Here is a 12,374-nt window from a genome sequence, read left to right as displayed (position 1 = left end):
CGGTCGGTTTCGGTACAACCCCCGAACCGGCGACGGCCACAGGAACTACGTGCGGCTACGCACGCGGCTGTCCCCGCGGCCGACTGGCGGCCCGGGGCGAAGAAATCGCCTGCCTGCGTTCATGCGTCGAGGGTAGACGATCCACCGGCGCAGTGGCCAGCCGATTCTTTGCGCACAGGGAGCTGTGCTGGGGCGCGAACTGCTCGCCTTTCGCGCCGAGTTCGGCCCGGGCGGCGTACCGCGCGTCAGCACGAGGCGGGGGAGCCGCCGGAGAGGCGCTGGGCGACGTCGGGCAGGCGCATGACCATGGCGATGGCGAAATCGGCGATCAGATCGATCAAACCGTCGCGGTCGACGTCGAGGCCGCCGTCGAGCCACACCAGCACCAGTTCGGCGGCGCCGCCGGTGATCAGCTGCGAGGTGGCGGCCACGGCCGTGTCCTGGCCCGCGGGCAGGGCGAGCACCAGCCGGGTCTGTTCGATGATCACATCGGCGACCCGGCGCATTCCCGCGAAGCGCGAGCGCATGAGCGCCTCGCTGCCGTACGCCTGGGCGAAGATGATCTGCGCGCGGCGTGGATCGTCGGTGACCTCGATGATCAACGCGGCGACACCCGCCCGGATCCGGTCGGCGGGTGTACCCGCGGTGTCCGCGATCGCGGCTCGGGCCCGTTCGAGGGCGGCCTCCTGGACCTCGAGCAGCAACTCGGCGGCGAGCCCGTCCAGGTCGGGAAAGGCCTCGTAGAAGAAACGCGGGCCGACCTTGGCTTGTTCGCAGACCCCGCGCACGGTCAGCGCCGACAAACCCTGGGTGCCGACGATGTCCAGGGCGGCGTCGATCAACCGCCTGCGCCGATCTTCCCGGCGTTCGGCGGTGGACGTGCCGCGATAGGTGCCGCTGAATGCTCGGGTCACCTCAGGAGCCTCGCACAGCAGAAGTCGGGAAACAAGTGTTTACGGAAACGTGCGTTTCCGGTATGGTCGGAGCATCGCAGCGTCGCGAAGGGACGGCCGCAATGAGTCTTCTTGTGCCCCAGAGAATTACCGATATATCAGGGGATGTCCGGCACTTGCGGGCGCGCCTCGCCAGGCAGGCGCAAACTCTCGGCGCCCGGGTCGTCGAGCGCTATCCGTCCACGGCGCGGCCGCTCGCGCCGCCGCCGGCGGGCAGTGACCTGCTGCCCGTGCCCGGCGACTTCGGCGCGCCGGGCATCGGCTACACCCTGCATGCGCTGAGCGATCCGATCGGTTTGGCGCGCAACCGATTCGAACGCTATGGTCCGGTGAGCTGGATGGGTCTGCTCGGTCGCCGGACGGTCGGTGTGTTCAGCCCCGCCGCGGTCGAGGCGGTGCTGCTCGACCGGGAGAAGGTGTTCTCGGCGCAGCGTGGCTGGGAGTTCGTGATCGGCCCGTTCTTCCACGGCGGCCTGCTGCTCCGGGATTTCGACGAGCATCTGTTCCACCGCCGGATCATGCAGCAGGCGTTCACCAGGCCGCGCCTGGTCGGCTACCTAGAGCTGACGACGCCGCGGATCACCCGGGGGATCGCGCAGTGGCGGCCCGGTGCGCACTTCGCGCTCTACGACGAGGTCAAGAAGATCCTGCTCGCGCAGGCCACCGAGGTGTTCGCCGGCGCCGAACTCGGGCCCGAAAGTGTCATGCTCAGCAGGGCTTTCGAAGACGCGGTGCACGGCGCGACCGCGTTGCTGCGGACCGATGTGCCCGGCGGTGTGTGGTCGCGTGGCCTTCGCGGTCGTCGTGTGCTGGCCGACTATTTCCGGCGCGAACTGGCCGCCAAGCGCGCGGGTGCGGGCAAGGATCTGTTCAGCGTGCTCTGCGCCGCGGAAAGTGAAGAGGGGCATACGTTCTCGGATCGCGAAGTGATCGAGCACATGATCTTCGTGATGATGGCCGCGCACGACACGAGCACGATCGCCGCGACCATGCTGGCCTACGAGCTGGCCCGCCATCCGCAGTGGCAGGAGCGGCTGCGGGCCGAGTCCCGGGCGCTCGGCAAACCCACGCTCGACTACGCCGACCTCGACCGTCTGCCCAGCCTCGATCTCGCGTTCAAAGAGGCATTGCGGCTGTATTCGCCGGTGGCGCAGCAGGTTCGGGAAACCATCCGGGACACCGATATCCTGGGTCACTACCTGCCGCGGGGCACGCTCGTCGTCGTGGGCGCCTACCCGATGATGCGCACCGAGGCGTACTGGCGCGATCCCGACGCGTTCGATCCCGAACGGTTCGCCGCCGACCGGCGCGAGGACAAATCGCATCGGTTGGCCTGGGCCCCGTTCGGCGGCGGCGCGCACAAGTGCATCGGCCTCTACTTCGGCGGCATGACCGTGAAAGCCGTGCTGCACCAGATGTTGCTGCGCTACCGCTGGTCGCTGCGGCCCGGCTACGAGGTGCCGCTCGTTGCGGGCACCGGCCCGATGCCCGCGGACGGTCTCCCGATCCGGCTGGAACGACTGTCGTGAGGATCGTCGCGGACCGCGCCCGGTGCGAGGGACACGGCATGTGTGAAGCCCTGGCCCCCAGCCTGTTCCGCGTGGGCGATGACGGCATCGTCGAACCGCTCGCGGACCCGGCCGCCGAGTCCGACCCGGACCTCGTCCAGTTGGTCGTGGACAGCTGTCCGGTCGAGGCCCTGCGCCGCACCCCCTGACCTCCCGCACCCTTTCTGACCTCCCGCACCCGCTCTGGCCTGCGGAAGCGGGTGCGGGAACGCGGAAAGGGTGCGCGAAGTCAGGCCGAGACCGCGTCGAACGGTGGGTAGTGCTCGGCGCCGGTCTGCTCGGCGGCGGCGATGTACCGGGCGAGCGCATCGCGCGACTGCGCGAGTCCGTGCAGCCGTTCGTCGAGTCGCTGCAGCCGGGACCGCATGGCGGACAACAACTCCGGGCACCCGAGTAGTTCCGGGGCCGCGCCGACGGCGCACGGCAGCAAGTAGGCGATGTCCTCGGAGGACAGGCCTGCCCCGAGCAGGTGCCGGATCTGCTGCACGCGCAGCAGGGCGTCCTCGTCGTACTCGCGGTAACCGTTCGCGCCCCGCGCCGCTGCCAACAAGCCCTGAGCCTCGTAGTACCGCAGTTGATGGGCATTGACGCCTGTGCGACGACTCAGTTCCCCGATTCGCATCGAAACCTCACTTGACCTTCACACCGATATCAACGTTGAAGATGCTGCCATGAGTACACAACAGACCACGGTGACCGTCCTCGGACTCGGACTGATGGGCCGGGCCCTCGCCGCGGCGTTCCTGCGGGCAGGCCATCCGACCACGGTGTGGAATCGCACGGCAAATAAAGCCGACCAGTTGGTATCTGAAGGTGCCCGGCAGGCGCCCACCCTCGTCGACGCGCTGGCGGCGAGCCCGCTGACGATCATCTGCCTCACCGATTACCAGGCCGTGCGCGAACTGCTCGATACCCATGACCTCGACCTCGGCGCGACGACGCTGATCAACCTGACCTCGGGTGACTCCGCTCAGGCCAGAACCGCCGCCGCGTGGGCCGCTTCGCGAGGCGCGCGGTATCTGGACGGGGCCATCATGGCGATCCCGTCGGCCATCGGCACTGCCGAGGCGGTCATTCTGCACAGCGGCCCGCACGCGGACTTCGACTCGCACCGGCCGATCCTCGACGCGCTCGGCACCGTGACCTACCTCGGTGCGGACCACGGACTGGCGTCCCTGTACGACGTGGCGGGACTGGCGATGATGTGGAGCGTGCTGAACGCGTGGCTGCACGGCACCGCGATGCTCCGTACGGCGGGTGTCGACGCGGCGGCGTACGCGCCGTTCGCGCAACAGATCGCGGCCGGCGTCGCGAGTTGGCTGCCCGGCTATGCCGAGCAGATCGATCGGGGTGCCTTCCCCGCGCAGGTATCCGCGCTGGAGACCGATGTGCGGGCAATGGCACACCTGCTCGCGGAGAGCGCGGCGGTCGGCGTCAATACCGAACTGCCCGAACTGATCAAGGCGATGGCGGACCGGGCGATCGCGGCCGGGCACGGCGCCGAGCAATATCCCGTGCTGATCGAGGAATTCGCCAAAGCCGCGAGTGCGCCACCGCGGTGATCATCGGGTAGCGGCGTGAAAGTGACTGCGGGAGATCAAGAGTTTGGAACCTCGGCGGTGAGGCATTACCTGTCCGATACGACAGGCTCGGCAAGGAGGTTCAAGTGTCGTCTGGAGTGTTGATCACAGTGATCGTTCTGGTCGTCCTCGCTGCGGTGGTCATCGCCTTACTGGTGTGGCCGATGGTGCGCAGGCAACGGCTGCGCAGCCGATTCGGCCCGGAATACGACCGGACGGTTCAGGAACACGACGACCGTCGCGCCGCGGAACGTGAACTGGCCGAACGCGAACGCCGCCATGCCGAGCTCGAACTGCGCGCGCTGTCCGACGAGCAGAAGCAGCTGTACACGGCCCGCTGGGTCGAGGTGCAGGAGCAGTTCATCGATGATCCGGCGGCGGCCCTGCTCGCCGCTGACCGCCTGCTGACCACCGTGATGGCCGAACGTGGCTATCCCACCGAGAATTTCGATCAGCAGGTGGCCGATCTGTCGGTGGAGCACGCGGCACCGCTCGGGCACTACCGGACTGCGCACGAGATCGCGACCCGGCCCAGTGGGACCGCCGTGTCCACCGAGGACCGGCGCACCGCGATCGTGCACTACCGGGATCTGTTCCAGGACTTGCTGAACGGCGCGTCCGACGACAAGAAGGCCGCACCCGTCGAGACGGCCGAACGGGACGCGACCGCCGCCCAGCAGCAGGCGCACCACGAGACGACCGAGCAGACCCGGCACGACAAGAAGGCACTGTCATGAGCACCGAATACGACCGCACCGTGCAGCCCGAGCGGGCCACCGCAGCGGATTCACCGAAAGAGCACGAGAACCAGTGGGCGACGGCGGAATCCGAAGCGCACGCGGACGAGCGGGAAGCGGCGGCGGCCGAGTACGGCACCGAAACGGAGCGGACGTCCACCGCATCGAGCACGGCGGACTCGCCACAGCGGACCGACGCGTTCGGTGAAACCGATTCCGGCGGGCACGTATCCGCCGCGGACCAGCACGCCGAGGCGCTGACCGAAGCCGATGTGGACCCGCATGCCACCGCGGTTCCGGAGCGGGACGCAGCTACCGAGGCACGCTTCGACGAGCCTGCCGCGGATCCGGGCGCCGCCGCCGGCAACGAGGTCGCGGCGACCGCGAATACCACTGCGCAGCAGCGTACTTCGCTCGACGGCGTCGGCGGGGCGTGGTTCGGCGAGGCCGACCTCGATCGGCTGCGCACCCAGTGGCGCGAGGTGCAGGGTGCCTTCGTCGACAGCCCGCGCGACGCGGTCACCCAGGCGGACAAGATCGTCAGCGACGTGATCTACCAGCTGACCACCGCGTACGCCGAACGCAAGCGCGTGCTCGAGGAGCACAGCTCGGGTCTGCAGGACGCCGACACCGAGGAACTACGTCAGGCGTTGCGCGGCTACCGCGGGTTCTTCCGGCGGTTGCTGACCATCGAATCGTAGAAACCGAACGACGGAACATCGCCCATGAAGTTGCCCGGATTGCCGACCGACCGGATCGACCGGTTGACCGATTGGGTTGCTCGTCAGGTGAAGTCGCGGGTCCCGGCGGCCGATCCGGCCGACCGGGATCCCGAATTCATCATCGACACCGTGGGGCCGGCGTGGCTGTTCGCCCGGATGTATTTCCGGGCGGAGGTCCGCGGCCTCGACCGCATCCCGGACGAAGGTCCGGTCCTGTTGGTCGGCAATCATTCCGGGGGCAACGTTTCGCCGGAGGTGCTCGTCACCACGCTGGCGTTCGTGCGCCGGTTCGGGCCGCATCGGCCGTTCTTTCAACTCGCGCACGACATGGTGATGGCCTATCCGGTGATCGGCACGCTGCTGCGACGCTTCGGCACGGTGGGCGCGGATCCGGAACGCGCGCGCCAGGTGCTCCGGGCGGGCGCGGCGGTGCTGGTGTATCCCGGTGGTGACTGGGAGGTGCATCGACCGACCTGGGAGGAAGACCAGATCGATTTCGCGGGCCGCACGGGCTTTCTCCGATTGGCTTGGGACGCAAATGTTCCCATTGTCCCCTTCGTCAATGTCGGTGCACAGCAGACCGCTCTGATGCTCAGCCGCGGGGATCGGCTGGCGCGGCTGCTGCGGCTGGATCAGATGTTGCGCCTCAAAGTGTTTCCGATTTCGCTGGCGCTGCCCTGGGGCCTCAACATCGGTGATCTGGCCGGGCACATCCCGCTGCCGAGCAAGGTGACGATCGAGTTTCTCCCGCCGATCGACCTGCGCTCCGAGCACGGACCCGAACTAAATCTCGACGCCGCCTACGATCACGTCACCGGCGTCATGCAGGATGCGTTGACGCGGCTGAGCGCGGAGCGCGGCCTGCCGATCCTGGGCTAACCGGTGCCCGGCAATGCCTGTGCGACGAACATATAGCTCTTCTCCTCGACCCGGCGCGCGATGCGCCAGCGTCCGTCGATGCGGGCGAAGGTGTCCAGGTACCACAGCCCGCACAGCATGAGGCTCGACGGACCGTCCCCGCCGGACATCATCATCGGGTTGTGGCACATGGTGCGACCGATGGCCGTGTCGCCGTCGACGGTGATCGAGGAATTGCTGATGAGGTGCTGGAACGCGGGGAAATTGGGCAGCATGGCGGCGAGGAATCGCTTCGTCGCCGCCACGTCGCCCGCGGGACCGCCCATCGCGGTGTAGTCGATGTGCGCGTCATCGGTGAAGATGTCGTCCAGCAGGTCCCACTGCCCGGTGTCGACCGCGTGCGAATACCGGACCATCAGGTCCTGGATCTCCATGCGATCGGAAATCTCTTGCAGGGACAGCATGCTCGCCTCCGAATTACGCCGAACGGTTCGGCGCAATGCCACCAGGGTTGTGCGCGGGATGCAAGACCCGGCCGCGAGCGGGGGAGTCGGGTGTCAGGCCTTGTGCGGCAAGATGTTCAGTACGAGTACGAGTCCGGCCGCGATGCTGAGGCAGGCGAGGACCGTGGTGACAGCAGACTGCGTAAGAGTGGCAATGCCGATCGAAAAGGCAAGGCACGTAGCGAATGCCAAAACCGCGGTCCCCGGCTCCAAGCCGGCGATGCGGCTGGGTCGGTTATCCGTCGATGTCATGTATCTGTGATTACCCAACGCCGTCCGTTACGAAACCGTGACTTCGAAATCGGTGGCGTATCCGCCGGTCAGGGTCAGATCGGCCGGCCGTCGCGCAGCCGGGCCACGGCGGTCACGATGGCGGCGGACTGGACGGCAACCAGGTGCTGGATCGGCACGGGCTGTCCGGGCGCGTCGGCCTCGATGTCGGCACACCACTTGTCGAAGATCGGCGCGAAGCGGAGACGTTCGGCGACCACCTCTTGCGGCCCGGTGCCCGCGGACGATTCGAGCAGTCGGAGCAACATGCCGCCGGCCCGCAACCGGGCTACCCCCGCCCACACGTACTTCTCGATGAAGATCTCGCCGACGGTGGCCTGCCGGGTATCGGTGGCCGATCGTTTGGCGATCGCGTTTCCGCGCAGGGCCCGGACCGTGTCGGTCAAGGCTCGTTGGAAAGGGCTGCTGCCGTCCAGGTGGGCCGTGAGGCGACCGAGCACCCCGCTGATCAGGTCGGCGATCTCCTCGTAATCGGTCGCGGTGGCGTGCAGGACATCGGCGATCCGGTGGCCGCTCGGCGTCTCGTCGGCGACCCGCGGGTCCACCCACAGCGGCAGTTCGCACACCAGGATGGCGGTTGCGTGGGACGCGGCGTAGTCGCGGATGCCGCCGCCGTACATCATCGCCAGCGGTTCGATGCCGTCGCCGGCCAGCGCCTCGGCGATCCGTGGGAACGGCGGCAGTTCGAAGACCCCGGGCTGCCAGGTCGTCGCGCCGGGAACGTCGGGTTCGCCGGTGTAGATCGGCACGCCGGCGGCGGCGAGCTGTCCGGTCAGCCCGGACCAGTATTCGGGGTCACCGCCGGTGGTGTAGAAGAATCCGCCGCCGAAATCGGCGTTGTGCAACGACACGATCAGCGCGGGCCGGGTTCGATCGATCAGACCCATCAGCGCTTTCGTCTCGGGCAGCGGCGCGCCCACCGCGTGGCCGCGCCAGCTGGTCGGGAAGCACCACTCCGGTTGCTCGGCGGCCGGTGGCCGATAGAAGCCGTGCGCGACAGTGGTTCTCGTGCGCGGTCCGGCGAACCAGCCCTCGTTGAGCCGGGTGCCGTCCGGGTCCATGCAGAGCACGAAATGCCAAGTCGCGCCGAGGGTCCGGTCGCCTTCGCGGGTGAGCCTGCCGAGCAGGTGCCGGATGGTCGCCATGCCGATGGGTTCGTTCGGATGCGGATTGCCGACCACCACCACTTGCCGGAGCCCGGCGCCGATCCGCACGCACCTGATCGGGTGCCCGCCGCGCGACCCGCCGAGCTCTGTGACGGTGACCCGATCGGGTAACGCGCGGGCCAATGCGTCGACGAAGTGGTCCAATTCGTCGACCGTAGGGAACGAATCGGTCGGTGCCACCGCACCGACGAGTCTGCCTACTTCGTCCGCCGCCACTTCGTCTGTGTCCATAGTCAATAGTGGGATCGATGCCGGCGCGAACGGGTCGGTTCGCCCGCAGCAACGCCGATTCCACCGCGCCGCGCCCGACGCCGCGCCCGGTGGCTACCGCCGGACGCCGAACGACGGCGGCGTGTCGGCGTCCGTGGCGCCGAACCGGGGCGCGGGTCGCGGGCCCATGGTGAAGTCGAGGCGTCCGCCGGACAGCGCGAACGACTCGGGCAGCCACGCCCTCGTCGTGTCCGCGCCGTCGACCCGCAACGATTGGATGTAGCGGTTGGCGTCGGAGGTTTCCGGCGCGACGATGGTGAATTCGGCGCCGGTCGAGCGGCGCACCACGGCGGACTCGAACGCGGGCCCGTGTACGAAAAGCTCGGCGCGGCCGGGGATCACGGGATACAACCCGAGCGCGGCCCAGACGTACCAGGCCGACATCGTGCCCAGATCGTCATTGCCGGCCAGGCCGTCGGCTTCCGGGCCGAAGAGTTCGGTGCGCGCCCGGTGCACCACGTCCTGGGTGCGGTGCGGCCGCCCGGCCCACGCGTACAGCCAGGGGGTCTGCAGCGACGGTTCGTTGCCGAGGTAGGCATGCGGCGCGTGCGGGCCCGCGTTGAGTTCGGTGAAGAACTCGTCGAGGCGGGCGGCGGCGCGGTCCCGGCCGCCCATCTTGGCGAAGAGCGCACCCACGTTGTGCAAAACCATCCAATGGTATTGCGCCCCATTGCCTTCCACGTAACCCGCGGTGGCCGCCGGATCGAACAGAAGCCCGAAGAAGCCGATCCCGGAGCGCGGTTGCAGCCAGCCCGTGAACGGATTGAACAGATGCTCCCAGCCGCTCGCACGGCGCAGGAAGGTGTCGTGCTGCTCGGTTGCGCCCAGTCGTGCGGCCAATTGAGCGATGCCGAAATCGGCGATGTTGTATTCCAGGGTGTCCGACACCTGATCCGGTACCCAGCCGAGCCGCAGATACTGGTCGTTGCCGGGGCGTTCGGTGTAGCCGGACAGCTCGCCGACGCGTTCGGCGCCGGCGATCATCGAGGCCAGTGCGTCCGCGGCCGCGAAGTCCCGTGCCCCGAAGGCGTAGGCGCTGGCGAGGATCGAATGGTACGGGTCGCCGTTCATCACGCCGGTGACGGTGTTCTGATGCGACCACCGATCCCACACGTCCCCGAGCGCGTGCGCGTTGTCGTACATGGATTGCGCGATATCCGAGGCGACATCGGGTGCCAGCCAGGCGAGTAGTTGTGCCGCACTGCGATAGATGTCCCACCCGGAGAAGGTGGCGTAGTGATGATGTCCCGGGCGCACCTGATGGACGCGACCGTCGAACCCGGTGTAGTTGCCGTCCACATCGTCGAAGATGTACGGCTGCAAGAACACGTGGTAGAGCGCGGAATAGAAGGTACGCAACCGATCTGGTGCACCGCCGGTAACCACGATCTGATCCAGCCTGCGCTGCCAGGCCGCGTGCGCTTCCGCCCGCACGGTGTCGAAATCCTTGGCGCCGACCTCGGCGGCGAGATTGCGCCGGGCGCCCTCGACGCTGACATAGGAGATGGCGGTGCGCATCTGCACCGGGCGGTCGGAGTCGAACTGCAGGAACAGCCCGCTGCCCTGGCCGTTGCTGGCGATCTCGCCGGACCGGGTGCGGCGCGTCTGCGCCTTGCCTGTGACGGAATGGTCGCCGGGATAGAGGACATCGTCGCGCCAGGTGCCCGACGCCGTGATCGGACGATCGAAGGTGGCGTGGAAGTGCACCCGGTACCGGCTCTTCGCGCCACAGAACCCGCCGGTGTGCGCCCAGCCGGATACCGCATTGCCGTCGAGGGTGATCTCGGCGTCCTCGACGCCGTTGACCGAGCCGGTGACGTCGAGCAGCACCGTGCCGGGCCGGCCGGTGGGGAAGGTGAACCGGGCGACGCCGCCGCGGGTGGCGGTGGTCAGCTCGGTCCGCACCCCGGAATCGGTGGTCACGCTGTAGTAGCCCGGGTCGGCCCGCTCGTTCGCGTGGTCGAAGGTCTGCAGGTAGCCCGCCCCGTCGACGGCCGGCGACCGGCCGATCGAGCCGCTGATCGGCAGTACCGGAAAGTCTTGCGCGCCAGTGCATCCCGGTCCGGAGATATGCGTCATCGAGAATCCGTACAGCCGGTTGTCCTCGTACTTGTACCCGCCGCCCGCGGAGCGCACGGTGTCCGGGCTCCACTGCATCATCCCGAACGGGGCCACCGCGCCGGGAAAGGTCATGCCCGCGCCGCCGCCGTGTCCGAAATCGGGCCCACCGTCCTGGGTGCCGACGAACGGATTCACGTACCGGCTGGTATCGACCGCGGTTTCGGCCTGCGCCCCGGCGGGGACGAACGGAAGCAACAGCGGGACAACGAGGCAGGCCAGACGGCGACGCGACATGCATGCTCCCTCGACGAGCCTCCGACAACGTTGCCCAGTGCCTGCTCATCCTGGCATTGCACGGTCCGCCGTCACCCGCCGACACGCCGCTGATCAGCGCGTTTGTCGAGACCGGCCCCGTCGGCTGCGACGGGGCCGATCGCCTCGGCGCGCGGGTCTACTTGTCGGCGATGAACTTTCCGCCGACCGCGTAGCCGTCGGCCGGGTACTCCTCGATCCAGACGTGCACCGACTCGGCCGGCGACTTGTACGCGTCGACGAATGCGTCGGTGATCCGGCGCACCAGCTCGCGCTTGGCCTCGTCGGTCTTGGGCAGCTGCTGGACGACGACATTCGGCATGGTGGAATCCTTTCTCGGTGTGCCCCGCGCGGTTTCGAGCGGGCCTACCGACCAATCTGCTGCACCCGCGGCGCCGGTCCAAGCGGCAGTTCGCGCACGCTGCGATCACCGATCGCTATCGTCGAATTCGCAGGCGGCGAGCAGGATGGGTAACGCGGGCGGCGCCTGCGCGGCCCGCACCACGAGTGCCGTCTCCAGCGAAAGCCCCGGCGCGGCAGGGGCACTGAACACCACCCTGGTGCTGCGCAGCTGGCGCGCGTGCGCGGCGTACACGACGGTCCAACTGCTGTCGGAGCCGATCATCGCCAGGGTGTCCGGCAGCGCGGCGCTGACCGGACCCGGCACCGGCTCGAATCCGGCGTCGTGACAGGCGCCGACGACGAGATCGACCAGCGGGGGATTGATCCGGCGCTCGGTGATCCGCAGCGGGTAAGGCGCGAGGTCGGCCAGCGCGAGTTCCGGTGCCGTGGCGAGCGGATGCCGAGCCGAGATCGCGACCAGCAGCGGGTCGTCCCACACCGGGATGCGACGCAGGCCGGGATGCTCGAACGGGCCGCGGACGAACGCGGCGTCGAGGCGTCCGTCGAGCACCTGCTCGACCCGGGCGCGGGTGGACGCGGACACCGGCTCGACCCGCACCTGCGGCACCAGCCGTGCCACGATGCGATCGAGGTGGTCGCCCAGGCCGGTGCCGGTGCCGAGCCGCAGTGTGGCGCCCGCGACGAACCCGGTGATCGAGGCCTGCGCGCGGGCGGCCGCCGCCAGTGCGTCCCGGGCGCCGGGCAGGAAGTGCGCGCCTGCCTCGGTCAGCATCACCCGCCGCGGCGACCGATCGAACAGTTCGACGCCGAGCTCGCGTTCGAGCCGGCGCACCTGCTGACTGACCGCCGACTGGACGATGTGCAGCCGTTCGGCGGCCCGCCCGAAGTGCAATTCCTCCGCGACGGTGACGAAATACCGGAGTTGACGCAGTTCCACGGCTCGACCCTACGGGCGGCCGCGGTGGTTCGTTTCCCCCGATCGGCCGGCGG

Annotated in this window: 13 protein-coding genes; 6 read left to right on the top strand and 7 right to left on the bottom strand. The window is 68.6% G+C overall.

The window, feature by feature from the left end:
- Positions 1–245 precede the first annotated feature (245 nt).
- The gene (locus NVU01S_RS38685) at positions 246–914 is read right to left on the bottom strand and encodes a TetR/AcrR family transcriptional regulator (RefSeq protein ID WP_043676885.1); all 669 of its coding nucleotides are present in this window, start codon (positions 912–914) and stop codon (positions 246–248) included.
- 134 nt (positions 915–1,048) lie between these two features.
- Here NVU01S_RS38685 and NVU01S_RS38680 point away from each other — a divergent pair, with 134 nt between their 5' ends.
- Both NVU01S_RS38680 and NVU01S_RS38675 read left to right on the top strand, forming a co-directional pair.
- The gene (locus tag NVU01S_RS38680; RefSeq protein WP_043676935.1) at positions 1,049–2,482 is read left to right on the top strand and encodes a cytochrome P450; all 1,434 of its coding nucleotides are present in this window, start codon (positions 1,049–1,051) and stop codon (positions 2,480–2,482) included.
- Complete coding sequence (locus tag NVU01S_RS38675) at positions 2,479–2,670, top strand: ferredoxin (RefSeq protein WP_043676882.1); 192 nt, start codon at positions 2,479–2,481, stop codon at positions 2,668–2,670. The genes NVU01S_RS38680 and NVU01S_RS38675 overlap by 4 nt, the downstream gene beginning before the upstream one ends.
- An 80-nt stretch (positions 2,671–2,750) precedes the next feature.
- Here the strand turns inward: NVU01S_RS38675 and NVU01S_RS38670 are convergent, their stop codons facing one another.
- A complete protein-coding gene (locus NVU01S_RS38670) occupies positions 2,751–3,143 on the bottom strand; it encodes a MerR family transcriptional regulator (RefSeq protein WP_043676879.1) in 393 nt (130 codons plus the stop codon).
- Positions 3,144–3,192: 49 nt separating this feature from the next.
- Between NVU01S_RS38670 and NVU01S_RS38665 the strand changes: the two genes are divergently transcribed.
- The 4 genes from NVU01S_RS38665 (at position 3,193) to NVU01S_RS38650 (ending at position 6,439) form a co-directional block, all read left to right on the top strand.
- Entirely contained in the window at positions 3,193–4,083 is an 891-nt protein-coding gene (locus NVU01S_RS38665; RefSeq protein ID WP_043676877.1) for an NAD(P)-dependent oxidoreductase, read from the top strand.
- 104 nt (positions 4,084–4,187) lie between these two features.
- Positions 4,188–4,838, top strand: coding sequence for a hypothetical protein (locus tag NVU01S_RS38660; protein WP_244467400.1), 651 nt, complete (start codon positions 4,188–4,190; stop codon positions 4,836–4,838).
- Positions 4,835–5,539: a hypothetical protein gene (locus NVU01S_RS38655; protein ID WP_052281019.1), complete on the top strand. Its 705-nt coding sequence runs from the start codon at positions 4,835–4,837 to the stop codon at positions 5,537–5,539. Before NVU01S_RS38660 ends, NVU01S_RS38655 begins: the two co-directional genes overlap by 4 nt.
- Positions 5,540–5,563: 24 nt before the next feature.
- Positions 5,564–6,439: a lysophospholipid acyltransferase family protein gene (locus NVU01S_RS38650; RefSeq protein WP_052281018.1), complete on the top strand. Its 876-nt coding sequence runs from the start codon at positions 5,564–5,566 to the stop codon at positions 6,437–6,439.
- Here NVU01S_RS38650 and NVU01S_RS38645 read toward each other — a convergent pair.
- The 5 genes from NVU01S_RS38645 to NVU01S_RS38625 form a co-directional block, all read right to left on the bottom strand.
- Positions 6,436–6,882 carry a nuclear transport factor 2 family protein gene (locus NVU01S_RS38645; RefSeq protein ID WP_043676874.1) on the bottom strand — a complete coding sequence of 149 codons (447 nt, stop codon included), beginning with the start codon at positions 6,880–6,882 and terminating at the stop codon, positions 6,436–6,438. The two genes, NVU01S_RS38650 and NVU01S_RS38645, sit on opposite strands and share 4 nt — an antisense overlap.
- A 365-nt stretch (positions 6,883–7,247) precedes the next feature.
- Positions 7,248–8,609, bottom strand: coding sequence for a M14 family zinc carboxypeptidase (locus NVU01S_RS38640; protein WP_052281017.1), 1,362 nt, complete (start codon positions 8,607–8,609; stop codon positions 7,248–7,250).
- Between the two features lie 93 nt (positions 8,610–8,702).
- On the bottom strand, positions 8,703–11,003 hold the full coding sequence (locus NVU01S_RS38635) for a GH92 family glycosyl hydrolase (RefSeq protein ID WP_043676872.1): 2,301 nt from the start codon (positions 11,001–11,003) through the stop codon (positions 8,703–8,705).
- Between the two features lie 157 nt (positions 11,004–11,160).
- Positions 11,161–11,343, bottom strand: a complete 183-nt coding sequence (locus tag NVU01S_RS38630; protein WP_042260280.1) for a tautomerase family protein — start codon at positions 11,341–11,343, stop codon at positions 11,161–11,163.
- 105 nt (positions 11,344–11,448) lie between these two features.
- Positions 11,449–12,321, bottom strand: coding sequence for a LysR family transcriptional regulator (locus tag NVU01S_RS38625; RefSeq protein WP_043676868.1), 873 nt, complete (start codon positions 12,319–12,321; stop codon positions 11,449–11,451).
- Between the last annotated feature and the right edge of the window lie 53 nt (positions 12,322–12,374).

Origin of the sequence: Nocardia vulneris, assembly GCF_001613425.1 — a bacterium.
GTDB classification, from domain to species: domain Bacteria; phylum Actinomycetota; class Actinomycetes; order Mycobacteriales; family Mycobacteriaceae; genus Nocardia; species Nocardia vulneris.
The sequence above is the reverse complement of the archived record's forward strand: the minus strand, read 5'-3'. Positions and strand labels throughout refer to the sequence as shown.

Bases quoted from the DNA above. Each gene is read 5' to 3' on its own strand.
- NVU01S_RS38670 (WP_043676879.1), bottom strand. From the start codon at position 3,143: ATGCGAATCGGGGAACTGAGTCGTCGCACAGGCGTCAATGCCCATCAA.
- NVU01S_RS38665 (WP_043676877.1), top strand. From the start codon at position 3,193: ATGAGTACACAACAGACCACGGTGACCGTCCTCGGACTCGGACTGATG.
- NVU01S_RS38655 (WP_052281019.1), top strand. From the start codon at position 4,835: ATGAGCACCGAATACGACCGCACCGTGCAGCCCGAGCGGGCCACCGCA.
- NVU01S_RS38650 (WP_052281018.1), top strand. From the start codon at position 5,564: ATGAAGTTGCCCGGATTGCCGACCGACCGGATCGACCGGTTGACCGAT.
- NVU01S_RS38645 (WP_043676874.1), bottom strand. From the start codon at position 6,882: ATGCTGTCCCTGCAAGAGATTTCCGATCGCATGGAGATCCAGGACCTG.
- NVU01S_RS38640 (WP_052281017.1), bottom strand. From the start codon at position 8,609: ATGGACACAGACGAAGTGGCGGCGGACGAAGTAGGCAGACTCGTCGGT.
- NVU01S_RS38635 (WP_043676872.1), bottom strand. From the start codon at position 11,003: ATGTCGCGTCGCCGTCTGGCCTGCCTCGTTGTCCCGCTGTTGCTTCCG.
- NVU01S_RS38630 (WP_042260280.1), bottom strand. From the start codon at position 11,343: ATGCCGAATGTCGTCGTCCAGCAGCTGCCCAAGACCGACGAGGCCAAG.